This window comes from Polaribacter sp. IC066 (genome assembly GCF_007997085.1).
Lineage (GTDB): Bacteria > Bacteroidota > Bacteroidia > Flavobacteriales > Flavobacteriaceae > Polaribacter.
In genome coordinates this window covers 14,874-39,142 of sequence record NZ_VORR01000006.1, presented here as the reverse complement: position 1 = coordinate 39,142, position 24,269 = coordinate 14,874, and the positions used below count along the sequence as shown (strand labels likewise).

Annotated in this window: 24 protein-coding genes; 16 read left to right on the top strand and 8 right to left on the bottom strand. The window is 31.3% G+C overall.

Annotated features, from left to right (window positions below; translation table 11 throughout):
• The first annotated feature begins 21 nt into the window (after positions 1-21).
• The 7 genes from ES044_RS03045 (at position 22) to ES044_RS03015 (ending at position 6,914) form a co-directional block, all read left to right on the top strand.
• The gene (locus ES044_RS03045) at positions 22-264 is read left to right on the top strand and encodes a type II toxin-antitoxin system ParD family antitoxin (protein ID WP_147119499.1); all 243 of its coding nucleotides are present in this window, start codon (positions 22-24) and stop codon (positions 262-264) included.
• Positions 251-544, top strand: a complete 294-nt coding sequence (locus ES044_RS03040; RefSeq protein ID WP_147119498.1) for a type II toxin-antitoxin system RelE/ParE family toxin — start codon at positions 251-253, stop codon at positions 542-544. The genes ES044_RS03045 and ES044_RS03040 overlap by 14 nt, the downstream gene beginning before the upstream one ends.
• Positions 545-1,789, top strand: a complete 1,245-nt coding sequence (locus tag ES044_RS03035; RefSeq protein WP_147119497.1) for a molybdopterin molybdotransferase MoeA — start codon at positions 545-547, stop codon at positions 1,787-1,789.
• A gap of 136 nt (positions 1,790-1,925) precedes the next feature.
• The gene (moaC, locus tag ES044_RS03030) at positions 1,926-2,411 is read left to right on the top strand and encodes a cyclic pyranopterin monophosphate synthase MoaC (protein WP_147119496.1); all 486 of its coding nucleotides are present in this window, start codon (positions 1,926-1,928) and stop codon (positions 2,409-2,411) included.
• Entirely contained in the window at positions 2,395-3,513 is a 1,119-nt protein-coding gene (locus ES044_RS03025) for an NTP transferase domain-containing protein (RefSeq protein WP_147119495.1), read from the top strand. The genes moaC and ES044_RS03025 overlap by 17 nt, the downstream gene beginning before the upstream one ends.
• 525 nt (positions 3,514-4,038) lie before the next feature.
• Positions 4,039-5,127: a HesA/MoeB/ThiF family protein gene (locus ES044_RS03020; protein WP_147119494.1), complete on the top strand. Its 1,089-nt coding sequence runs from the start codon at positions 4,039-4,041 to the stop codon at positions 5,125-5,127.
• Between the two features lie 5 nt (positions 5,128-5,132).
• Positions 5,133-6,914 (top strand): MutS-related protein, encoded by a 1,782-nt coding sequence (locus tag ES044_RS03015; protein WP_147119493.1) that lies wholly within the window; start codon positions 5,133-5,135, stop codon positions 6,912-6,914.
• Between the two features lie 254 nt (positions 6,915-7,168).
• On the opposite strand, the gene gldD is transcribed toward ES044_RS03015, so the two are convergent.
• Genes gldD through mutY form a run of 4 tightly spaced genes read right to left on the bottom strand, consistent with a single transcriptional unit; the run spans position 7,169 to position 10,599 of the window.
• Positions 7,169-7,741, bottom strand: coding sequence for a gliding motility lipoprotein GldD (gldD, locus tag ES044_RS03010; protein WP_147119492.1), 573 nt, complete (start codon positions 7,739-7,741; stop codon positions 7,169-7,171).
• Positions 7,734-9,062 carry a gliding motility-associated protein GldE gene (locus ES044_RS03005; RefSeq protein WP_189663276.1) on the bottom strand — a complete coding sequence of 443 codons (1,329 nt, stop codon included), beginning with the start codon at positions 9,060-9,062 and terminating at the stop codon, positions 7,734-7,736. The genes gldD and ES044_RS03005 overlap by 8 nt, the downstream gene beginning before the upstream one ends.
• A 20-nt stretch (positions 9,063-9,082) precedes the next feature.
• A complete protein-coding gene (locus ES044_RS03000) occupies positions 9,083-9,517 on the bottom strand; it encodes a single-stranded DNA-binding protein (RefSeq protein WP_147119490.1) in 435 nt (144 codons plus the stop codon).
• Between the two features lie 35 nt (positions 9,518-9,552).
• A complete protein-coding gene (gene mutY, locus ES044_RS02995) occupies positions 9,553-10,599 on the bottom strand; it encodes an A/G-specific adenine glycosylase (RefSeq protein WP_147119489.1) in 1,047 nt (348 codons plus the stop codon).
• Positions 10,600-10,740: 141 nt separating this feature from the next.
• Here mutY and ES044_RS02990 point away from each other — a divergent pair, with 141 nt between their 5' ends.
• Together ES044_RS02990 and ES044_RS02985 are read left to right on the top strand one after the other, a co-directional pair.
• Entirely contained in the window at positions 10,741-11,031 is a 291-nt protein-coding gene (locus ES044_RS02990) for an HU family DNA-binding protein (RefSeq protein ID WP_015481675.1), read from the top strand.
• A 323-nt stretch (positions 11,032-11,354) separates the two neighbouring features.
• Positions 11,355-12,899 (top strand): Rne/Rng family ribonuclease, encoded by a 1,545-nt coding sequence (locus ES044_RS02985; protein WP_147119488.1) that lies wholly within the window; start codon positions 11,355-11,357, stop codon positions 12,897-12,899.
• A gap of 84 nt (positions 12,900-12,983) precedes the next feature.
• Here the strand turns inward: ES044_RS02985 and ES044_RS02980 are convergent, their stop codons facing one another.
• Positions 12,984-14,039: an endonuclease/exonuclease/phosphatase family protein gene (locus tag ES044_RS02980; protein WP_147119487.1), complete on the bottom strand. Its 1,056-nt coding sequence runs from the start codon at positions 14,037-14,039 to the stop codon at positions 12,984-12,986.
• A gap of 133 nt (positions 14,040-14,172) precedes the next feature.
• On the opposite strand from ES044_RS02980, the gene ES044_RS02975 reads away from it, so the two are divergent.
• The 7 genes from ES044_RS02975 to truB all read left to right on the top strand — a co-directional run bounded on the left by ES044_RS02975 (position 14,173) and on the right by truB (position 21,556).
• Positions 14,173-16,929, top strand: a complete 2,757-nt coding sequence (locus ES044_RS02975; protein WP_147119486.1) for a TonB-dependent receptor — start codon at positions 14,173-14,175, stop codon at positions 16,927-16,929.
• A gap of 20 nt (positions 16,930-16,949) precedes the next feature.
• Complete coding sequence (locus ES044_RS02970) at positions 16,950-18,371, top strand: DUF5689 domain-containing protein (protein WP_147119485.1); 1,422 nt, start codon at positions 16,950-16,952, stop codon at positions 18,369-18,371.
• Positions 18,372-18,380: 9 nt separating this feature from the next.
• A complete protein-coding gene (mce, locus tag ES044_RS02965) occupies positions 18,381-18,782 on the top strand; it encodes a methylmalonyl-CoA epimerase (protein ID WP_147119514.1) in 402 nt (133 codons plus the stop codon).
• A gap of 75 nt (positions 18,783-18,857) precedes the next feature.
• The gene (locus ES044_RS02960) at positions 18,858-19,736 is read left to right on the top strand and encodes a cell division protein FtsX (RefSeq protein WP_147119484.1); all 879 of its coding nucleotides are present in this window, start codon (positions 18,858-18,860) and stop codon (positions 19,734-19,736) included.
• A 75-nt stretch (positions 19,737-19,811) separates the two neighbouring features.
• The gene (locus ES044_RS02955; protein ID WP_147119483.1) at positions 19,812-20,054 is read left to right on the top strand and encodes a DUF3098 domain-containing protein; all 243 of its coding nucleotides are present in this window, start codon (positions 19,812-19,814) and stop codon (positions 20,052-20,054) included.
• A 3-nt stretch (positions 20,055-20,057) separates the two neighbouring features.
• Positions 20,058-20,852: an undecaprenyl-diphosphate phosphatase gene (locus ES044_RS02950; RefSeq protein WP_147119482.1), complete on the top strand. Its 795-nt coding sequence runs from the start codon at positions 20,058-20,060 to the stop codon at positions 20,850-20,852.
• An 11-nt stretch (positions 20,853-20,863) separates the two neighbouring features.
• On the top strand, positions 20,864-21,556 hold the full coding sequence (gene truB, locus ES044_RS02945; protein ID WP_147119481.1) for a tRNA pseudouridine(55) synthase TruB: 693 nt from the start codon (positions 20,864-20,866) through the stop codon (positions 21,554-21,556).
• A gap of 169 nt (positions 21,557-21,725) precedes the next feature.
• Here truB and ES044_RS02940 read toward each other — a convergent pair whose 3' ends face one another.
• The 3 genes from ES044_RS02940 to ES044_RS02930 form a co-directional block, all read right to left on the bottom strand.
• Positions 21,726-22,589, bottom strand: coding sequence for an RNA polymerase sigma factor RpoD/SigA (locus ES044_RS02940; RefSeq protein ID WP_147119480.1), 864 nt, complete (start codon positions 22,587-22,589; stop codon positions 21,726-21,728).
• Positions 22,590-22,619: 30 nt separating this feature from the next.
• Positions 22,620-22,811, bottom strand: a complete 192-nt coding sequence (locus ES044_RS02935; protein ID WP_147119479.1) for a hypothetical protein — start codon at positions 22,809-22,811, stop codon at positions 22,620-22,622.
• 492 nt (positions 22,812-23,303) lie between these two features.
• Positions 23,304-24,215: an ABC transporter substrate-binding protein gene (locus ES044_RS02930; RefSeq protein WP_147119478.1), complete on the bottom strand. Its 912-nt coding sequence runs from the start codon at positions 24,213-24,215 to the stop codon at positions 23,304-23,306.
• Between the last annotated feature and the right edge of the window lie 54 nt (positions 24,216-24,269).

The following is a 24,269-nucleotide window of genomic DNA, read 5'->3' as shown; positions in this document are numbered from 1 at the left end:
TTGCATCAAAATAGTATAGTGATGGAAACAATTAGAAAATCAATAACATTCACTACTCAGCAGAATGAGTGGATTCGTCTTCAAATTGATAAAGGTGATTTTACGAATGATAGTGAATACATTAGAGATCTAGTAAGAAAAGACCAAGCTGAAAATTTAAAATTATTAGAATTAAAGAATGCTATTGATCTTGGTTTTAATAGTGGAGTTAGTTCTAAGAAAATATCAGATTTGATGCAAGATGTAGATAATGGAAAATTATAAGTTATCGGGTGCATCTTCAACTGATATTGTTGGTATATATAAATTTGGGATTAAGACATTTGGATTATATCCAGCAAAAGAATATTTAAATTCTTTAGAAATTTTTTTAGAAGAATTATCAAATAAGCCAGAATTAGCAAGAGATGCTTCCATATTTGCACATAATTTAAAATGTTGTCGTTTCAATTCGCATGTAATATTTTATGTTTTTGATGATGCAAACGAAATTTTTGTTACCAGAGTTTTAGGGAAACGAATGGATTTTATTCAACATTTATAAATGATTTTAGTAGAACAAGCTTTACAAATAGTATTAGATTCAGCTGCGGATTTTGGCGTTGAAGAAGTTCCGTTTATAAAATCTGTAGGCAGAATTTTAAAAGAGGAGATTGTTGCAGACAGAGACTTTCCGCCTTTTAACAGAGTTTCTATGGACGGGATTGTCATAGCGTATACTTCTTTTAAAAACGGACAGCGAAGTTTTAAAATTGAAGGAATTCAAGCCGCAGGAAGTCAACAAATTTCACTTTTAGATTTACAAAATTGTATTGAAGTGATGACGGGAGCCGTTTTACCAAAGAAAGCAAATACAGTTATTAGATATGAAGATGTAACTATTGAAAACGGCATTGCAACGATCAATATAGATTCTATAAATGAGGGTCAAAATATACATACAAAGGGTAAAGACGAGAAGGCTGGAGCTCTTTTAATTCAAGAGAACACAAAGATCTCTGCTGCAGAGATTGGAGTTTTAGCAACTGTTGGAAAAGCTTTTGTAAAAGTGGCAAAACAACCAAAAGTAATGATTGTTTCTACGGGTGATGAATTGGTTGGTGTAGATGAAACTCCTTTAGAACATCAAATACGACGTAGCAATGTTTTTACGTTGGTTTCATTGTTAGCGCGATTGAGTATTCCTTCTGAAACAGCTCATATTACAGATAATAAACCTGTTTTAAAGACTAAAATAGAAGCTTATTTAAAAGAATATGATGTGTTGCTTTTTAGCGGCGCAGTGAGTAAAGGAAAGTTTGATTTTTTACCAGAAATTTTTGAAGAACTAGAAGTTGAAAAACTATTTCATAAAGTTGCACAAAGACCAGGCAAACCTTTTTGGTTCGGACGTAAAGTTTCTTCGGATCAAAAAAGTGTGAGTTCGAATAAGCAAACGAATCATAAATACCAAAAGAACACGATTGTGTTCGGTTTTCCTGGGAATCCGATTTCGACTTTTGTAAATTGTTTAGCATATTTTTATCCTTGGTATTATAAATCAGTAGGACAAGAAACCAAAGAGGAAACAGCTATTTTAGCTGAAGACGTAACTTTTAAACCAAGTTTAATGTATTTTTTACAAGTAAAATTAGAAAGTAAAAAGGGCAATTTAATTGCGTTTCCAGTTACAGGAAATGGTTCAGGAGATTTAGCAAGTTTGGTAAAAACAGATGCGTTTATCCAATTGCCAAATGATAAAATTGAGTTTAGAAAAGGAGCCGTTTTTCCGATAATTAGATATAGATAATGGCTTTTTATAAAGTGATATTGTTTTTATTCATTCCGATATCATCTGCTGTCAGTTCGAGTGATCACGCTTTTGGGCGTGATTGTATCGAGAATATTTTTTAGTTTTAACATTTTTAAATACCTAAAAATAATTTATGAGTAATTTCACACACATAAATAAAAATAACAATCCTAAAATGGTCAATGTTTCTGATAAGAAAATTACCAAGAGAACAGCCATTGCAAAAGCAACCATGTTTTTAGGAAAAGAGGTAATTGCTCATTTTACAAATGATGAGTTAATTACTAAAAAAGGACCAGTTTTTCAAACGGCAATCATTGCAGGAATTCAGGCTGTCAAAAAGACGTCAGAACTGATACCTATGTGTCACCCATTGTTAATTAATGGAGTTGATATTGATATCACGATTATAGATTCAGAAAATATAGAAGTTTTTTGTGAAGTTACTATTGAAGGAAAAACAGGTGTAGAAATGGAAGCATTAACAGGAGCGAATATTACCTGTTTAACGATTTATGATATGTGTAAAAGTATCAGCCAGAAAATGATTATTAAAGAAGTGAAATTGGTAGAAAAAACAGGAGGTAAATCTGATATTAAAAATGAAAAAACACAATAAACATACAAATTTAGTAAGACGAAATAATGATAATTTTGCTCCAAATGAAATCTCCATTTTGGGCACAAATTGTGGTAATATTTCTGATTTAGTGCATAAAGTTTCACAAAAGCTAGGGCATTATAAATTGGGCTATTTTGATGCATCGCACGCAAAGGATGTGGATCAAAATATAGTATCAGATTATGTTTTTCATCACCAAGGAAATGTACAAATAACAACTTCTGGAAGTGTAAATAAGTTTCAACAGCGTTTAGATTTTGCACAATTGGATTATGTATTTATCAATGGCAATCATTATCAAGGAGCAAAACAAATTTTAATTTTAGATGAAGCTAAAGAAGGGTCTGTTTTAAAAAGGTTAGAACAATTAGACAACATTCAGTTTGTGATAAAATTAAAAAAAGAAACGGAGTATTTTGATTTTTTAGAGGAGAAATATCCAACTATAAAAAACAAGAGTTGCTATACAATTGATCAAGTTGATGAAATTTCAAACCATATTAATAATCTAATTCAAGAAAAAATAGCGCCTATAAAAGGCTTGGTTTTGGTTGGCGGAAAAAGCACTAGAATGGGGCAAGATAAATCTGAATTAAATTATTTTGGAAAGCCTCAAAAAGAGTTTGTGAGAGAATTGTTAGAAAAAAATACTTTAGAAACGTATTATTCTGTTCAGAATGCATCAGAAAATGACACCGAAGCTTTGGGAGAAATTTCAGATACATTTTTAAATTTAGGTCCTTTTGGTGGCATTTGTTCAGCTTTTCAAAAAGATCCAAATTCGGCTTGGTTTGTATTGGCAACCGATGTACCTTTTGTGAATGATGAAATTATTCAGTTAGTTTTAAAACATAGAAATCCGAGTAAAGTCGCCACAGCAATTAAAGGAAAAGGCAAAGAATTTGTTGAGCCTTTAATTACAATTTATGAACCAAAAGCATATCCTATTTTGTTGCAATATTTAGCACAAGGATATTCTTGTCCGCGTAAAATGTTGATTAATTCTGATGTTGAAATTGTAGAAATTGAGGATTCCTTTATCAGAAATATAAATACGCCAGAAGAATTTGAGCTTGCTAAAAAAGAGATTGGTAAATAATTAAAAAAGCTCTCGATACAATTTTTATGAAAAATCAGAATCACTCGAACTGACAAACGCATCGTCATTGCGAGGCACGAAGCATAAATACGCCAGAAGAGTTTGAGGCTGCTAAAAAAGAGATCGGAAAATAGCTAAAAAGTTCTCGATACAATTCTGACGAAAAATTAGAATCACTCGAACTGACAAACGCATCGTCATTGCGAGGCAGGAAGTATAAATACTCCAAAAGAGTTTGAGCTTGCTAAAAAAGAGATTGGTAAATAATTAAAAAAGTTCTCGATACAATTTTTATGAAAAATCAGAAGTACTCGAGCTAGCAAACCCATCGTCATTGCGAGGCACGAAGCAATCTGTTAGTTGAATAGCGAATTTATTATTAGATAGAAATTGCTTCGTTATGGGCAAAGACGAAATAAAGCAAGAGTATAAGATAAAAAAAAATAGTAAAGATTGAACGATGAGATTGCTTCGTTCCTCGCAATAAGAAAAAGACAAAAAATACCGAAAGCAATTCAGCGTAAAATGAAACTAACAAAAAATCAATTTTTTAAACGTCAAATAACTTTATCAGAAATTGGTGAAATTGGGCAACAAAAACTTCAAAACGCTACGGTTTTAGTAGTTGGTTGTGGAGGTTTAGGCGGGCCTGTTGCCGTATATTTGGCGGCAAGCGGTATTGGTAAAATTCATTTGGTAGATTTTGATACGGTTGATATTACCAATCTTCACAGGCAAGTTTTTTTTACTTTAGATGATGTTGGTCAATCAAAAGCTGAAGTTTTATCAGTATTTATAAAAAAAAGAGCACCGTTTACAGCGGTAACTTTTACAAATAAATCAATCACAAAAGACAATGTTTTTGAACTGATAAACGATGTTGATATTGTTGTGGATGGTACGGATTCTTTACCAACGAAGTACTTATTAAACGATGCTTGTGTTATTAAAAATAAAACACTAGTTTATGGTTCTTTATATAAGTTTGATGGGTATGTTGCAATATTTAATGTTTTACAAAAAGATAATACGTACTCTGCAAATTTACGAGATGCTTTCCCTGAAATGGCAACAGATATTCCTAATTGTGAAGAAGCCGGCACTTTAAATGCTATAGTGGGCATGATGGCAACACAACAAGTAAACGAAGTTCTAAAATTAATAACAGGTGTTGGAGAACCGTTAACGAATCAATTACGTATTTACAATACGCTACAGAACAAAGAGTTAAAAATGAAATTAAGGCCCACAGTTTTAAAAGATAAGATTGCTAAAATGTTTCAGATACAAACGTATGTCGATGCAGCTTGCAGTGGTCAAAATTTAGATTGGCAAATATCGGCTAAAGATTTAAAAGCAAAATTAGGAGATGATAATTCTAAAAATCTTGAAATTATTGCAGTTTTAAACGATTTAAAATTGCCTTTTAAGGTGCAACAAACCATACATATTAGTAAATTTGATGCAACAAAAATTAAAGTCGATTTCAATAAAACATATATTATGGTGTGCCAAAGAGGGTTTAATAGTTATAAAGCAACAGAAAAATTGAAAGAAAAGTATCCAGCGTTAAAAGTTTTAAATTTAACTGGCGGAATTTCTAGCTACAAATAAAACCAATGAAAAACCCTTTAGAATTTTATTCAGAACAAAAAACCGAACTAGAAAAAGAAGTTGTAATTTTAAAAAAGAAACTTTTTAATTTAGGCGTTTTAAGGTTCTTCCTTTTTTTAGCAACGTGTTTTTTAATCTATCTTACTTTTGGCAAGTATCCAACTGTTTTTGTGATTGCTTTTTTAGGCATTTTACTATTTTCATTTTTAGTAGTAAAGTTTATCAACCTAAAAAGAAAAAAAGATATTGTTGAAGCGAAACTACAAATCAATATAACTGAAATTAAAGTTTTACAAAGAGATTTTCATCATTTAGATGCGGGACAAGAATTTGTAAATCCTACTCATTTTTATAGCAATGATATAGATTTGTTTGGTGTTGGTTCGTTCTTTCAATATGCAAATAGAACAGCAACAATAGACGGTAAAATTGCATTTGCCAATATACTTATCGAGAATAAAACAGCCAAAATTATAGAAAAACAAAAAGCGATTAATGAACTTTCTGAAAAAGTGAAATGGCGTCAGCATTTTTCTGCTTTGGCTAGTTTGGTTACTGTAAAAACAAAAACAGCAGTTATTATAGATTGGATTTTGAATTATACTTCTGTTTTTCCGAAGTTTTTGGCAATACTACAAATTGTTTTTTCTATCTTTTCTTTGGCTGTAATTGCTTTGTTTTCCTTCGGATTTATTCCTTTTATGGTGTTGTTAATTTGGTTCTTTATAGGTTTGGGCATTACCGCTGTTTATGTTAAAAAAACAAGCAATCTTTATACCGAAACCAGCGAAATAAGAGACGCTTTTAAACAATATCATCAATTGTTAAATGAAATTGAAAAAGAAACGTTTGCATCAAAAAACTTAACAGAAAATCAGAATATTATTCAATCAGAAACCAAAAAAGCTTCTGTTATTTTTAAAGAATTTTCTAAAATATTAGATGCTTTTGATCAGCGAAATAATATGCTTATTGCTGTTTTTGGAAATGGTTTGTTCTTAACTGAAATTTATAATGCTCGTAAGGTTGAAAAATGGATCGTTACCTATAAGCATACTGTAGACAAATGGTTTAAAGTCGTTGCTTATTTTGATGCGCAGAACGCATTGGCTAATTTTCATTTTAACCATCCTAAATTTATTTTTCCAGAAATAAGTTCAGAAAAAGAAGTCATAAAATCTACAAATCTAGGGCATCCTTTACTAAAGGTTGATAAAAGAATTGATAATAATTTTAGTATTGATGATGAGCAGTTTTTTATCGTTACTGGTGCAAATATGGCAGGTAAAAGTACGTTTTTAAGAACGGTTTCTTTATCTATTGTCATGGCAAATTGTGGTTTACCCGTTTGTGCAGAAAGTTTTCAATATTCGCCAATAAAATTGATTACGAGTATGAGAACTACAGATTCATTAACAGAAGATGAATCTTACTTTTATTCAGAATTAAAACGTTTAAAATTTATTGTTGATGAAATTAATCCTGATAATTCTGGAGAAAATTATTTTATTATTCTAGATGAAATTTTAAAAGGAACCAATAGCAAAGACAAAGCAATTGGCTCTAAAAAGTTTGTAGAGAAATTAACGAAATCGAAATCTACAGGAATTATCGCGACGCATGACGTGAGTTTGTGTGAGCTAGAAAATGAATTTTCAACAATTAAAAACTACTATTTTGATGCCGAAATTGTAAACGATGAATTACATTTTGATTATACGCTTAAAAACGGAATTTGTAAAAATATGAATGCTTCGTTTTTGTTAAAAAAGATGGAGATTGTTTAGTGTTATATTATGTTTAGAGACAGGATGTAAAAGACAAAAGACAAAAGACAAAAGACAAAAGACACAAGACACAAGACGGAAAAGTGACAAGAATTAATAGGTAAAATTGGTTTTGCTAAATAAGAGAAAAGGAAGAGGTTAAAGGAAAGAGAATGAAGATAAAAGAGAATCAAGAGACAAGACAAAAGGATAAGATTCAGTAAATAAAAAACAGTAAGATTTTAACACAAGAATATTCCTTTCCTTCGAGAAGGTTAGGATGGGCTTTCCCACTCCAATGTCTCTACCAAACGTAAAACATCTTCTTTAATATAATTTACTGCTGGTAAAATAGAATCGTAATTTGGTTTTACATAAAAATACAAAGAACCTTTTATAAAGTTATCAGTACTATCTGTAACATGAAATTGAAGGTGAGAAGCGGCATTTCCTGTAATTTCATATAGTGTTCCAAAAGTTCTTTTTTCAGTATTGATAAAATCTTTCGGAATAATCTGTTCCGCTTTTACAGCATGTTTAAAAACTAGTTTTTCGGCCTCTGTTAATAACTCTTTTAGATTGTTTTTTACAGGTCTGTACGTAAGATCAATCGAAGCTTTTAAGTTCGGATAGCTAATTTTTAACCAATTGTTTTTATCGTCAATTATAGTTGTAGTTTTTAAAACATCAAAAGAATAGGGTCTTTGTAAAGAGAGCTTCTTGTACTCTTTTTCTGGATATTCTAAACTCAAATATGCCGTTGGTTTTGGCAGCACAACCTTATTACAAGAAAAAAGAAAAAATAGCATAGAAAAAATAGCAAACAGAAGAGATAAAATATTACGCATGTCTTGTAGCTTTTACTTGTTTAATGCGTTTTTTATCTAACGCTTCAATAGTAAACGTATAATTCTTGAAGATTATTTTCTCGCCTTTTTTAGGAAACTTACCAGAAACTTCTAAAATAAAGCCGGCAATTGTTTCGCTTTCGCCTTTTTCTTGCTCAAAAATTTCTTCATCTTCATCATCTAAAATCTTGCAAAAATCTTTAATTGTGGTTTTACCCTCAAAAACATACGTGTTTTCATCAATTTTAGAGTATTGCAAATCCTCGTCATCAAATTCGTCGTTTATATCCCCTACAATCTCTTCAATAACATCTTCTAAAGTAACCAAACCACTTGTACCTCCATATTCATCGACTACAATTGCCAAATGGTTTTTACGTGCTCTAAAGTCATCTAATAAATCATCTAGTTTTTTGTTTTCGGGCACAAAAAAAGCTTCACGCACCAAACTTTGCCATTTAAAATTTGTTTTGTTTAAATGTGCCAATAAATCTTTAGCATACAAAACACCAATAATATTATCGCTATTTTCTTTATAAACGGGGTTTCTAGAATAGCCGTGTTCAAGAATTTTATCTAAAACAACAGCATAAGGTTCTGCATCAGAAAGCGCAAAAATATCAATTCTTGGTTTCATTATCTGCACTGTTTCTGTGTTTCCGAAATTAACAATACCTTCTAAAATTTTTTGTTCGTCTTTGGTGGTTGCGCCTTCTGAAGTTAGTTCTAAGGCTTGCGATAAAGTTTCTACAGAAAAACTATAGTTTTTGCTGCCTAATTTTTTTTCTATAAACTTTGTAAGCGTTATTAAAGGCAAACTAAATGGCGTTAAAATAATATTTATAATATGAATAAATTTAGCCATTACTCTAGAAAAACGAAGCGCATTTCTAGAAGCATATACCTTTGGTAAAACTTCTCCGAATAATAGAATTAAGAAAGTAACAAGTACTATTTCTATTAAAAAACGAATAGAAACTTCAAACGCATATAAGTTTAATAAGTAGTCAAAATCGCCAAATAAAGTTTCTGCTAGAGAAGCAAATAAGAGTACAATTAAAATATTAATAAAGTTATTGGTAATTAAAATTGTGGCCAGTAATTTTCTGGGTCTTTCTAATAAAGTAACAATAATATTTTCTTCTTTACTTTCGTTTGTAAGGATGTTTAAATCGGTTTGAGAAAGCGAAAAGAAAGCCACTTCTGTGCCCGATATTAATGCAGAACTAATTAATAAAATAATTAAAACAAGCGCATTTATACCTGTTAAAAAATCTATAGAAGCGAATAATAAAAGTAAATGGTCGGGATCTGGGTCCAAAGTCAATAATTATTAGTTAGTTAAAATGGTAAATCATCAGTGTCTTCTGGGGCAACACTTTTAGGGGTTGAAGCGGAAGCTGTATTAATTTGTGGCGTATTCGTAGTACTTTCAGTCGTTTTTTTGGTAGATAAAAAGGTCATTTCTGTAACTTGTACTTCGGTTGCATAACGTTTTACGCCATCTTGTTCCCACTGTTTGTTTTTCAGTTTTCCTTCACAATAAACTTTATCGCCTTTAGAAAGGTATTTTTCACAGATTTCTGCTAATTTATTTCTAACCACAATATTATGCCAGTCTGTTGTGGTTACTTTTTCTCCTGATTGTTTACTGGTGTAACTTTCACTTGTGGCTATTGGAAAACGACCAACACTATTTTTATCATCAAAATAATGCATTTTCACATCATCACCCAAATTACCAATCAAAATTACTTTGTTTACTGAACCTGCCATAACTGTTTATTTGTATATCAAAAGTACTAAAAATATCAATTACTTTTTGATTGATATGCCTCTAAAAAATTAGCAATTAATACCGGAACAGGATATTTTTCTATTTCAGACCATTTTAAGTTTGCTTCCGATAAATTTGCCGTTTCTACAATCCAAAATTGAGTGTGTAAATGTTGATGTGATAGTTTATGTATAATTTCTTTTTGGTTAAAAAGCGAGAGGGTAGTTTCATCAGGAAATAGATTGTTAAAATCTTCAGAGGCTATAAGTTCTTTACGATCAATAGTTGTTTTACGTTCAATTAACGGGAATTGGTACAAACCTTGCCAAATTCCTTTTCCTTTTCTTTCTGATAAAATGGTGGTATCTGCCGCTGTTTTGATGACTAAAAAATTAAAATATCTATTTTTAACTTTTATTTTTCTCTCTTTAACAGGCAATTCTTTGGTTAATTTTTTTTCTAAAGCCACACAACTATCTGCAAAAGGACAACTTTCACATAACGGATTTTGGGGTTTACAGTGCAGTGCGCCAAAATCCATAAGCGCTTGATTGTAGGTGCCAGATTGTGTTGTATCTATTAAAGTTTGCGCTAATGCTTTAAATTCTTTAACTCCTGCGGATGAATTTATGGCAGTTTTAATTCCGAAATAACGAGATAAAACCCTGTAAACATTGCCATCTACAACAGCATTGGGTTCGTTAAAACAAATAGAAGCGATGGCAGAGGCTGTATAATCTCCTATTCCTTTTAGCTTAATGAGTTCTTTATAGGTAGCTGGGAATATGCCGTTTAACTCAGTTGCAACCTGTTTTGCGGTAAAATGTAAATTTCTTGCTCTTGAGTAATAGCCGAGACCTTGCCACATTTTTAAAACGGTACTTTCATCCGCTTTAGCGAGATCAAAAACTGTTGGAAATTCTTCGGTAAACTTCAGGTAATATGCCATACCTTGCGCAACTCTAGTTTGCTGTAACATAATTTCTGATAACCAAACAAAATATGGGTTTTTAGTTTTACGCCAAGGCAATTCTCTGTTGTTTTGTAAGTACCAGTAAATTAGTGTGTTAGAAAATATCATGTATAAAAAATAGTTTTGCAATATTACATTATAAAATTCACATAAATTTAAGTGTTTAATTTTTTGGAATTGATTAATTATCATATATTTGCATCCGCATTTTTGAAGGTAAATTAATAAAAAAATAGTAAAAATAGAGACATGACGAAAGCAGATATCGTATCAAAAATTTCAGATAAATCAGGAATTGAAAAAACAGATGTTTTAGCCACTGTGGAGGCATTTATGACTGAAGTGAAGGATGCATTAGAAAATGGAGACAACGTGTATTTAAGAGGTTTTGGTAGTTTTATTATCAAAACAAGAGCAGAAAAAACTGGTAGAAATATTTCTAAGAATACTACTATTAAGATTCCAGCTCACAATATTCCAGCATTTAAGCCAGCTAAAACGTTTACTGAAGGAGTGAAAAATAAAGTAGCTGTAAAGTAACAAAATACTAATCTAAACCGTTAAAGGTTTAAAAATCATCGTAACATTATGCCAAGTGGTAAAAAAAGAAAGAGAGCAAAAATCTCTACACACAAAAGAAAGAAAAGAGCAAGAGCAAATAGACACAAGAAGAAGAAGTAAGCTTACGCTTACTTTTTCGTTTATTGCGTAGCGAAAAAATTAATCAATCAAACAAAAAAAAGTTCATTGACATTCGAAGATTTACATGTTGTGTAAGGCAGTAAATCTTCTCACGGTATTACAAATACCTGACAATATTAATCCATTTGCGCAATGATGCGCAGTGTTAAAACCAGTTCAGCATGAAAACAGAATTAATAATTCGTTCAAATTCATCTGATATTGATTTTGCCTTATTAAGAGATGGAAAACTTATTGAATTAAATAATGAAACAACTGGTAACAAGTTTTCTGTAGGCGATATATTTTTAGCCAAAATAGGAAAAGTGTTAACAGGCTTAAATGCATCCTTTGTAAATGTAGGCTATCCTAAAGATGGTTTTTTACATTATCATGATTTAGGTGCTCAAGTAAACTCATTAAATTCGTTCATTAAGAAAGTAAGCACAGGTAAGTATAAAGATTTCACTTTACAAAATTTTCCCGTTGAGGGAGATATTCACAAAGACGGTAGTATTAACAAAGTATTAAAAACAGGGCAAAACCTGTTGGTACAAATTGTAAAAGAACCAATTTCTACAAAAGGACCCAGATTAAGTTCTGAGTTGTCTATAGCAGGTAGGTATTTAGTTTTAGTTCCTTTTTCTAATAGAGTTTCTGTTTCACAGAAAATAGAAGATCCGAAAGAGAAAGAACGTTTAAAAAGATTAGCAAAGAGCATAAGACCTAAAGGTTTTGGCGTTATTTTAAGAACTGTTGCAGAAGGAAAAAAAGTAGCAGAACTAGATAAAGACTTGCAAAACTCACTAGAACGTTGGAAAACAATGTGTAAAAGTATTCCTAATAAAAACACACCAACAAAAATATTAAGCGAGTTAAACAGAGCGTCTTCTATTTTAAGAGATGTTATGAATGAAACTTTTACAAATATTGTAACAAATGATGAAACTTTGAAAGTAGAAATAAAAGAGTATCTACAAGAAATTTATCCTGAAAAGGAAAAAATTGTAAAGTTACACAAATCAGAAGTTCCTATTTTTGAAAAATACGGAATAGAAAGACAGATTAAAACTTCGTTTGGAAAAACAGTTTCTATGAGTAGAGGTGCCTATTTAGTTATAGAGCATACAGAAGCTTTACACGTTATTGATGTAAATAGCGGAAACCGTTCTAATAAAGCTGGTTCTCAAGAAGATACCGCATTAGAAGTCAACTTAATTTCTGCTACAGAAGTAGCGCGCCAGTTACAATTGCGTGATATGGGCGGAATTATAGTAGTTGATTTTATTGACATGCATAAAGCTGAAAATAGAAATACACTTTTTCAGCACTTAAAAGAACAAATGTCTTTTGATAGAACAAAACACAAAATATTACCTCCAAGTAAATTTGGATTGGTACAAATTACAAGACAAAGGGTAAGACCAGAGTTAAGTATTAAAACTACCGAAGCCAACCCAAATATAGACGGACAAGTAGAGGCTCCTATTGTGTTGTTAGATAAAATTGAATCTGATTTAGAGAAATTTATAACAAATTCAGAGCAGCATAAATCAGCCGATAAAAGGATACAGTTACATGTGCATCCTTTTATTGCTGCCTATTTAACAAAAGGAGTAAATTCTATACGTTTTAAATGGTATTTAAAACACAAAAAGTGGATTACTATTATACCTAGAGATGCTTACACATACTTATATTATAGATTTACTTCTGAAAAAGAATAATTTTTATAGTAAAGGCAATAATTTTTTATCAAAAAAACCCCATAACTTTTAAGTTATGGGGTTTTGTTTTTTATGGAACCTAAATTACTTCTGCTCTTTAATGAAATACATATATACAGGAAAGTGATCTGAATAGCCACCTGTATACCCTCCGGTAGAAAAACTTCTAAAAGGATATCCTTTATACTGTCCTTTTTTATCCGTTAAAAACCGTTTGTTAAAAATCATCGCTTTGTACATTTTATACGTCGAGAAATCTTTTTTGCCTTTGTTTAGTAATGGTGATGAAATTAAAATCATATCAAAAAGATTTAAATTATCTCGGTAGGCTAGCGTATTAAAACCTCTTCTGTGTAAATCTTCATACGGATTGTAAATATCCAATTTACCAACTTTTTTCTTTTTAGCTTTTGTTTTTAATACTTTTTTAAAACTAGAATTTATAGGATCATCATTAAAATCGCCCATCGTAATAATTTTTGCATTCGGATCTTTTTCTCTAATTTGAGTAAATATTTTTAAATTTTGATAGGCTGCTTTTTCACGTAAAGGCCTACTTTTTGCTTCGCCACCGCTTCTAGAGGGCCAATGATTTACAATAATATGAATCAATTCATCATCTAAATAACCAGAAACCAATAACTGATCTCTAGTATATACCTTAAAATTATTTCTGTAAATACTAGGATTAAAAGCTTCATGATGCACCGGCTTAAAGTATCTTTTTTGATATAATAGAGCAACATCAATACCTCTTTTATCAGGAGAATCGTAATGAATAATACCGTATCCTTTTTTTATCAAATGTTTAGATTTTACTAAATCTTCTAAAACACCTAAATTTTCTACTTCAGAAACACCAATAATTGCCGGTGATGTATTGGCTTTTTCTAAACCAATTTGGGCAATTGTACTGCTTAATTTGTCAATTTTATCCCAATACACGTAAGATCTATTCGATTTTAGTTCCATCATTGGGCTGGCTTCATCATTTATAGTTGGATCATTTATGGTGTCAAATAAGTTTTCTAAATTATAAAAAGCAACCGTTCTAATCTTGTATTGTTTCTCTTTTGTTTGAGAATAAGTTAATGAAATCATTAAAAATGAGACAGTAATAAATGCGAATAATTGTTTCATAGATTATCGGTTTTGAAGCAAATTATAAAATAAAAATAAAGTTAAAAATTCTAGAATACTACTTTAATATTCAGAATTACGGAAACCCGTTAAATTATTTCAATTCTTGTTCATAAATTTAGTCAAAAAATTTATGAACAAGTTAAGGCTATCACAATTAATTTTTCTGCTCTTCATTAGTTATATCAGCGCACAAAATAGCGTGAAGGGAATTATTACCGACAACGATTCTGAAAAACCTCTCAAAGGTGTTTTAGTAAGTGTTGTAAATACACCTAAAAGTTTAACTACAGATTTAAGCGGAGTTTTTATCCTAAAAAATATAGCAAACGGAAGCTATATTATAGAAATTAAATTAGCTGGTTATGAAACTCAAAATTTTCCTGTAGAACTTTCTGGTAAAACAATAGATTTAGGAGCCATTCAGCTCTACAAGAATTTTTCAATAGACCAAGATTTAAGTTTAATTACCCTAACCGATGACGAATTAAATAATGATGCTAGTGCTGCAGATAATATTGCAGGTTTGCTGCAAGCAACCAAAGATATTTATTTAAGAACAGCGGCTTTTGAGTTTAGTTCTTCTTTTTTTAGAATTAAAGGTTTAGATTCTGGCAATGGAAAAGTGTTAATAAACGGAATTGAAATGAACAAACTCTACGACGGTAGAGCGCAATGGAGCAATTGGGGCGGCTTAAATGATGTGTTAAGAAATCAAGAATTTAGCAATGGTTTAGCAGCCTCGAGTTTTACTTTTGGCGGTCTTTTAGGAGCTACAAATATCAATACGAGAGCATCAGAACAGCGAGCCGGTACAAGAATTTCGTATGCGTCTTCTAACAGAAGTTACCAGCATAGAGTAATGGCAACACATGCTACAGGAATTTTAGAAGGCGGTTGGGCTATGACATTTTCTGGGAGTAGAAGATCTGGTTTAGAGGGTTTTAATGAAGGAACAAGTTACAATGCGTATTCGTTATTTGCTTCTATTGAGAAGAAAATAAGTGACAATCATAGTCTTAATTTTACAGGGATTTTTACACCCAATAGAAGAGGTAAAGCGGCACCAAATACACAAGAAGTTTTCGATTTAAAAGGGATTGCATACAACGAATATTGGGGGCATTTAAACGGAAGAAAAACAAACTCTAGAATTAAAGAAGTAGAAGAACCCATTTTGATGTTGAATCATTTTTGGAATCTTTCTGATCAAATTTCATTGCAAACTAACGTGTCTTATCAATTTGGGAAAATAGGAAATAGCCGTTTAGATTTTAACGCAGGTGCAAATCCGAGTCCTGCTTACTATCAAAATTTACCTAGTTTCTTTTTAAGAAATAACGATTTAGCAGGTGCTTATCAAAGTCAACAAAACTTTTTAAATGACGGTCAATTAAATTGGAATCGCATTTTTGACGCCAACATCACAAACAGTGCTGCTGGGGTAAATAATGCGTATGTGTTATACGAAGACAGAAATGATGACAAACAATTTACTATAAATTCCATTTTAAATTATGCTGTAAATAACAACATCACTCTAAATGCAAAGCTAACATACAAACGGTTGCGCTCTCATAGTTTTGCAGAAGTGATCGATCTATTAGGGGGTACAGGATATTTAGATATTGATAATTTTGCAGAATCAGAAAACGAACAGCAAAACGATTTATTAAATCCGAATAGAGTTGTGGGTGTAGGCGATAAATTTAGGTATAATTACAACTTAAGTTCTGATGTTGTTAGGGCTTTTGTGCAAGCGCAGTTTACATATAATAAAGTAGATTTTTACGGAGCTTTAAATGTTTCAAGAACTGCACATCAAAGAGAAGGATTGTATCAAAACGGCGGTTTTTCTGAAACCTCTTTAGGGGTATCAGAAAAATTAGATTTTATAAATTTTGGCATAAAAGGCGGCGCAACGTATAAAATAACTGGTCGGCATTTAATCGATGCTAATATGGCTTTTATCACAAATGCACCAACCATAAGAAATTCTTTTTCGAACTCTAGAGAAAATAACAATACAGTAACTAATTTACAGAGCGAGAATATGTTTTCTACGGATGTTAGTTACATTGTTAGAAGTCCTATTATTACATCAAGATTAACCGCATACTACACACAGATAAAAGATGCAACAGAAATTTCTTTTTATTTTGCTGATGGTATTGGGGGCGATAATACTGCTTTTGTACAAGAAGTTTTAACAGGCATTCATAAAAAACATATCGGTTTAGAGTTGGGTTTAGAAGCACAAGTTACCCCCACAATTAAGTTAAAAGGAGCAGCATCCATTGGGCAATTTACCTATGATAATAATCCTAATTTATACTTAACGTCAGAAGCAGATTCAGATGCTATTGCAGCCGGATTTATAAATGGTTCTAAAGATTTTGGGCAAACAAACCTCGAAAATTACAGATTAGCTGCAGGGCCACAAAACGCATATTCTATAGGCTTTGAATATAGAGATCCAGAATATTGGTGGCTCGGCGCTACGGCAAATTTTTTCAGCAATATCTTTATAGACATCGCGCCATTAAACAGGTCTAGTAATTTTTATACAGACGATGATGGTTTGCCTTTTGTAGAGTACGACCCTGAACTTGCCAGAGAGTTATTACAGCAAGAAAAATTTGATGATTATATGGTTGTAAATTTAGTTGGCGGTAAATCTTGGAAAATTAGCGACACGTATGTGAGCGTATTTGCAACCGTAAATAATTTATTAGGAACAGAATACAAATCTGGCGGATTTGAACAAGGAAGAAATGCCAATTTCAGACAATTAAGAGACGACAAAGCACTTGATATTCCCGTTTTTGGAAATAGATATTGGTATGGAAGAGGAACTACCTACTTTTTAAATGTAAACATAAGATTTTAACGAACTTTAAATTAGTCACCATGAAAACATATAAAATAAGCATCTTAATAGTAGCGTTTTTTACGAGTATCTTTTTAAACTCTTGTGTAGAAGACGGAGATTTTTCTGTGCCTAAAAGCCTTGGAAACGAAGAAAACACACGACTTATTGCCATTTTAGATAGTATTAATAATAAGCAACTAGAATTAAAATCGATACGGGAGTTAAAAGAATTATACATTTCAGGAAACGAACCCCTAAAAATATCTTCAAATATTGTGGTAAAAGGATATGTGATTTCTTCGGATCAAAAAGGAAATTATTTTAGGGAATTTTATATGCAAGATGCTCCAGAAAATCCAACAGCAGGCATAAAAATAGCAGTGAATTTAAACAACAATTACAATAAATTTAATATTGGTAGAGAGGTGTATATTTATTTGAAAGACTTATATATTGGTGAAACTAATGCAGGTGACGGGATTATTGCCATTGGAGGAAAAATTAATGCAACCAATATAAATGAAGTGCAAAGTATTACCACAAATCAGATAAGAAATCATTTGTATCGATCTGCAAAAACCGAAATAATTGTGCCAAAAATAGTTTCCTTGGCAGGTTTAAATGCTTCGGATATTGGTACATTTGTGCAAGTGCAAGAGGTTATTTTTCCTGATAACTTGTTAGGGAAGGCTTACGTAGATCCCACAGAAGATTTTGATACACAGCGCAAAATACAAACTTGCCAAACACTAGGTTTCGCCGATTTATTAGTAGAAACAAGTTCTTTTGCTAGGTTTGCAAATGAAAGATTACCCGTTGGCGGCGGAACTATGGATGCCGTAGTTTCTAAAGATTTTGGAGGCGATTTTTTAGTGTTGGTTTTAAATTCTTCAGATGATGTTTCTATGGATGGTGATCGTTGTGTTACTTTATCAGAAATCGATTTTCCTTTATTGCTGTTAGACGAAGGTTTTGAAGATTCATCTGGAGAAATTGCAGTTCCAGATTGGATAAACTATAGAGAAGCAGGCACAAAATCTTGGCGATCTTATTCAGATACTTACTCACAAAGCATTGCTGCCAGGGTTGGTTCTAGAAATTCTGGAGATGCAAGTACAGTAACTTGGTTAATTACAAAAGGTGTAAATTTGGATGCAACGGCAGAAGAGTTTTTATCTTTTGAAACTTCTAGTAGTTTTTCTAACGGAAGTAGTTTAGAAGTATTAATTTCTGTAAATTGGAACGGAATAGCAACAGATATAAACATAGCAGAATGGAATGTTTTGCCTGCAAAAATAGTTGCAGACGGCGTAAATTTTAAAAGTTGGATACATTCTACCTATATAAATTTATCTGATTATTCAGGTATTGTTTTTATCGCTTTTAAATATACAGGCACCGGAAATATTAATTTTGACGGAACGTACGAATTAGATAATATTAAAATAAATGCTAGATAATTTTTTATGATGGATAAAATAGAACATATAGGAATTGCAGTAAAAGATTTAAAAAAGTCAAATCAATTATTTGCAGCACTTTTTGGAGAAAAACATTACAAAACCGAAGAAGTATTTTCTGAAGGTGTAAAAACATCTTTTTTTAAAACGGGCCTTAATAAAATAGAATTGTTAGAAGCAACAAATCTAGAGAGCCCAATTGCAAAATTTATAGCGAAAAAAGGAGAAGGAATTCATCATATTGCGTTTGCCGTAACCGATATTAAAGCTGAAATTGAACGACTTAAAAAAGAGGGTTTTACCGTTTTAAATGAAATACCCAAAAAAGGAGCAGATAATAAGCTAGTGGTTTTTTTACATCCTAAAACTACAAACGGAGTTTTAATTGAACTATGTCAAGAAATTGAATAGTTAAAATACGGTAAACTGTAACGTTCAACTGCCTACTAATTATTATCTTGCAACGATTTTAAAAAGTAATCCTTAATGTCCTCAAAGTTTGATTCTTATCAAAAAAGACGTCTGCAATCGTCTTACATTTCTGTTGTAATTAGTATTGCTTTGGTGCTATTTATGGTTGGTGTTTTAGGATTAGTGCTATTAAAGTCTACCTCTGTTGCCAATCGGGTAAAAGAAAAAGTTGCAATGACACTTTTTATAAAAGATAAAGTAACGCAAAAACAAATTAAGTATTTTCGAGAATCTCTTTTAGAAGAAGATTTTGCGAAAAAAGTTATTTATACAAGCAAAGCACAGGCAGCAAAAAAATATAGCGAAGATATAGGGGAAGATTTCCTGAAGTTTTTAGGTGAAAATCCGCTAAAAAACGGAATTGATATTTATTTGAAAGCAGATTTTGTAACTCCAGAAAAAATGGAGGAACTTGAAAAGCGTTTTATAAAAAATGCGTTTGTTGCTGATGTTTCCTATGATAAACCGTTGATTAATTTATTAACAAAAAACATCAAAAGAATTAGTTTTTGGTTATTAGTGTTAAGTAGTTTCTTCGGGTTGGTAGCTATGATTTTAATAAATAGTTCTATTAGACTCTCTATTTATTCTAAACGTTTTAATATTAAAACCATGCAAATGGTGGGCGCAACAAAGGGCTTTATCAGAAAACCATTTATTTGGCGAAGTATAAAGTTAGGAATGGTTGGTGCAATTTTAGCATTAATGGGTTTGGCAGTTGTTGTTTATTATTTAGATAAATACATACCAAGTTTAAACTTTTTAGATGATTATTTAACGTTAGGTTATATTGCAGGAGGCGTAATTTTATCAGCATTTATTATTACCATGATTAGTACTTTCTTTGCAACACAGCGTTTTTTAAATTTACAAACAGATGAACTTTATTATTAAAATAAGACAGGTTTTTAGAACTGTTGGATCTGAAAAGAACATTTATCAACATTAATATGTATAAATTTTATAGAAATGAAAGAGAAAATTAACCAAGAGCAAGAGTTTTTATTTGGTAAAAGAAACTATATCATTATGGGTATTGGTATTGTGTTTATCACCCTAGGTTTTATTTTTATGTCTGGAGGAGGTAGTGATGATCCTAATGTTTTTAATGAAGAAATTTATAACTGGCAACGAATTCGTTTGGCACCAACTTTAGTTCTTATTGGCTTAGGTATAGAAATTTATGCTATTTTAGCCGATTCAAAAAAATAAGTTATGAGTGTTGTTGAAGCGATAATCCTTGGAATAATTCAAGGATTAACAGAGTTTTTACCAGTATCTTCTAGTGGTCATTTAGAATTAGCAAAGGTTATTTTAGGTGATACTTCAGTGCCAGAAGAAAGTTTAACCTTTACTGTAGTTTTACATTTTGCAACCGCATTAAGCACACTGGTAATTTTTAGAAAAGAAGTAGTAGAAATTTTTAAAGGTTTATTTCAGTTTAAGTGGAATGATGAATTAAAATTCTCATTAAAAATTATTATTTCTATGATGCCTGCTGTAATTGTAGGCTTATTATTTGAAAAGCAATTAGAATCTTTTTTTGGCGGAAAAATATTATTAGTAGGAGTGATGTTGCTAGTTACAGCTGTTTTACTTTTGTTGGCTGATAAAGCAAAAAGTACAAACAAAGAAGTTTCGTTTACAAACTCTGTAATTATCGGAATTTCGCAAGCGATTGCAATGTTACCAGGAATTTCTAGATCTGGCGCAACAATTTCTACTTCGGTTTTATTAGGTATTGATAGAACAAGAGCCGCTCGTTTTTCATTTTTAATGGTTGTTCCGTTAATTTTTGGAAAGATTGGTAAAGATGTATTAAGTGGAGATTTAAATTTTCAATCATCAGAAATGTTGCCAATATCCGCAGGTTTTATAGCCGCTTTTTTGGCAGGTTTATTAGCGTGTAAATGGATGATTGCTATTGTGAAGAAAAGTAAATTATCTTATTTTTCAATTTATTGTGCTGTAGTCGGTATTATCGCAATCGGGTATGCATTGTTAAACTAATCTAGATTATATTGAGAACGGAAGAAGATTTTAAAAACGGTCAAGTTTTATTGATTGATAAACCATTAACCTGGAGCTCTTTTCAGGCAGTAAATAAATTGCGGTGGCATATAAAGCAACGCTTTAAAATTAAAAAAATAAAAGTAGGTCATGCAGGTACGTTAGATCCTTTAGCAACGGGTTTGTTAATTATTTGTACTGGTAAACAAACGAAAGAGATTCATACTTATCAGGGTCAAATAAAGGAATATACTGGCACTTTTACGCTAGGTGCAACCACACCAAGTTACGATTTAGAAACAGAAATCGATCAAACATTTCCTACCGAACATATAACCGAAGAATTACTAAAAGAAACAATAAAACAGTTTATTGGCGAAATTCAGCAAAAACCGCCTATTTTTTCTGCTATTAAAAAGGACGGAAAACGTTTGTATGAGTTGGCAAGAAAAGGAGAAACTACAGAAATATTAGCAAGAACAGTTACAATTTCTGAATTTGAAATCACGAATATTGACTTACCAAACGTAGAGGTTAAAATTGTGTGCAGCAAAGGAACTTATATCCGTTCGTTGGCCTATGATTTTGGAAAAGCACTAAATTCAGGAGCACATTTAACAGCATTAAGAAGAACAAAAATTGGAGATTTTTCGGTAGAAGATGCTTCTTCAATTGAAGGTTTTATTAAAAATTTAGAAGCGTAATTTTTATGTTGATGCACTATTTAACAGAGAATACAGTTTAAGCGAAAATATTAATAATCACAAAAAGAAAACGTCTATCAATTGATAGACGTTTTCTTTTTGTGATGCTTTTCTTTTAAAGTAAAAGGTATTCATTGAAGTGATAAAACTGCTTTTTAAAACAGTGTTATTATCCTAAATAAGTTCTTAATACTTCTGTACTAGATTTTCTTTGCAACCTTTTTATAGCGCGTTGTTTTACCTGTCTCACACGCTCTCTTGTAATATCGAAAGTTTCTCCTATTTCTGTTAAGCTACAAGGAGATTTTTGGCCAATACCAAAGAACATTTTAATTACTGCCGCTTCTTTATAGCTTAAGGTATCTAAGGCATTGGTAATTTCCGAATTTAACGATTGCTTCATTAAATTTTTATCGGGTCTAGGAGACTCATCAGAGCCTAATATGCTGTATAAGTTTGATTCTTCACCCTCTCTAAAAGGCGCATCCATAGATAAATGTCTTCCAGAATTTTTCATGCTTAACGCAACATCGCCAACGGTGGTATCTAGTTCATTTGCAATTTCTACATAGGTGGGTATTCTTTCACTTTGTTGCTCTAATTTAGAATATATCTTCTTAATTTTACTGATACTACCAATTTTGTTCAATGGTAAACGCACTATTCTAGATTGTTCTGCTAACGCAGACATAATTGCTTGGCGAATCCACCAAACAGCATATGAGATAAATTTAAATCCTCTTGTTTCATCAAAACGTTTTGCCGCTTTTACCAAGCCTAAATTACCTTCATTAATTAAGTCAGATAGTTTTAAACCCTGATTTTGATATTGTTTGGCAACAGAAACAACAAATCTTAAGTTCGCTTTCACCAAATTATCTAAAGCTCTTTCATCTCCACTTTTTATTTTCAAAGCTAATTCAACTTCTTCATCAGCTGTAATTAACCCAATTTTACTAATTTCTTGAAAATATTTGTCTAGAGATTTTGCATCACGATTGGTTACTTGTTTACTTATCTTAAGTTGTCTCATATTTGTGTGTGGGTGTTTTAAAGGGTTATTTTAAATATATAAATTGCAATCGTCACTATTTTTTATTTCACCATAATAAGTTTCTCTATATTTATGAATTGTTTTTATAGGAAATCCAAAAATGTATTTTCTGATATAGGTAACCCGAGAGTTTAACATTCCCATTGCAGAAGAATAATATTTTTCTTGCTTTGTTTTCCTTTTAATTTGAATAATTTTCATAAAAATAGATTTAGAAATACGTGTAAAAATGTATTTTTAAGTTAGTTGATGATATCGTAGTGTAACAAGTATACTGCAAAAAGTGTTTGCAAAAAAAATTGGCTAGAAAGCAGGAAGTATAAATTTATCAGCTCGATTTCTAAAAACACTAGAGTTAGCGTTATAAACGCTGTTGCTTTTATTTTGATAAACTACTGCCTTCTTCATTAGAATACAAAAGTACGAAAAATAAGCCGTTTTAACTAAAAAACAGCTTGTTATTATTAATTTTGCGTCATTTTTGATAAAAAATGGTGATTTTCTATAAACTTATAATCACAGGTGTTAAGAGTTTTATGGAAGTTTTTAGTACTTGTTATAGGTTGCCTAAAGCAGTCGTTTGGTTTACCACAGACCAATAATAGTTAAAAGTAGTATATGATTTTATAAACAGGTACACCATATAAAAGTAGTTCTGATAAATACTTTTCAGACTCTTTTCTGTTTGATTTTTTAAGTTAATAATTCATTCGTAAATAAATGCTGATTTAAAATTTGAGCATCTTCTAATTTCTTCTCAACGAGCCAATTTAAAAATAAGTCAACTTTTGCCACATTCATAAAACCACAAGTATTGTTGGTACCAAAATAGGATTTTGACACTGCTAGCGTTTTCGGAATGTTGATGTTCTTTTGGTCTTGTTCTGTTAAATAATTGTTTAAAATACGAACCGCTTCAACTTCATTTTTAGTGGCAAATAGATATCCCTTTCTGGTAGCTTTTATAAAGCTAGCATAGGCATTTTTAAATTTTTTTATGTTGCTCTTTTTTGCAATGATTACGGGAGAATATCCATAAGGAATGCCACTATCTTTAAGTCTCCATGTATTTAATTCAATGTTTTTGCTTGTAGCTTCAACGCCTTCCCAATTGTCGAAAATCCAAGTTGCATCTGCTTTTCCTTCGATTAAGGTATGCCAAATACCCAATTTATTAGGATAGGTAATTTTGATGTTTCCTGAACCACCGTCATTTTTCACTAATTCTTTTACAATCTTGTCTTCATAACGAGCTTTGTAGGAAGCGTAAATCTTGTTGTCTAATAATTTCGGACTAGTTAAATTATTAGATTTAAGCGATGCAATGCTACTAATATCCTCTTGTAAGAGGGTAAAAATAGCAATTGCATCAACTTTATTTTTTTTATTATTCAGACTAATTACGGTTTCAAAAGGAGCAATAGCAAAGTCAGCTACATCTAATTCTAGTTTTTTACCTGGCGTTAGCGTATAATTATCATCTAACGGATTTATAATTTCAAGTGCTATTCCGTTTTCTTCATAAAAACCCAACTCTTTTGCTATAAAAAAACCGATGTGGTTGATGTTTGGCGTCCAGTCTAAAGCAATTTTTAACGTAGTCATTTTTTCTGAATTTATAAGTTTGTACTACTTTTCTATCTGTATTTATTTGTTTTG